The following is a 423-nucleotide window of genomic DNA, read 5'->3' as shown; positions in this document are numbered from 1 at the left end:
AAGGAAATTCAATCTAGTGGTGAAACAAATACTAAATCAGAACCAGTTAAAGAAGTTGTTGTTCCTAAAGGTACAGGTAAGTTTATAATGCCTATAAATGGAAGTATAGTAGTAGCTTATGGTCAAGAAAAAACTAAAGGTATTACAAGTAAGGGGATAGAAATACGTGGAAGTTTGGGACAGGCAGTAAAAGCTTCTGATAGTGGAGTAGTACTTTATTCTGTTTCATTAACCGGACTTGGAGCTGTAATTTTGATAGACACTTGAGACTTTATAACCGTATATGGAAATCTTTCAACTGTTAGAGTTGCAAGTGGAGCTAAGGTAACTTAAGGTCAGACTATAGGTGTGTTAGGCAGTGATAGTATTACCAACGAGCCTAATCTATACTTTGAGGTAAGAACAGGAGTAAATTATGTAAAT

1 pseudogene is annotated in these 423 nt (G+C 35.0%); it reads left to right on the top strand.

Going from position 1 to position 423, the window contains the following annotated elements:
* Positions 1-267: pseudogene (locus tag AYC60_RS08895) on the top strand (murein hydrolase activator EnvC family protein); the annotation flags it as partial.
* Positions 268-423 lie beyond the last annotated feature (156 nt).

Origin of the sequence: Streptobacillus felis (assembly GCF_001559775.1) — a bacterium.
Lineage (GTDB): Bacteria > Fusobacteriota > Fusobacteriia > Fusobacteriales > Leptotrichiaceae > Streptobacillus > Streptobacillus felis.
This window is presented reverse-complemented; position numbering and strand designations above follow the sequence as displayed.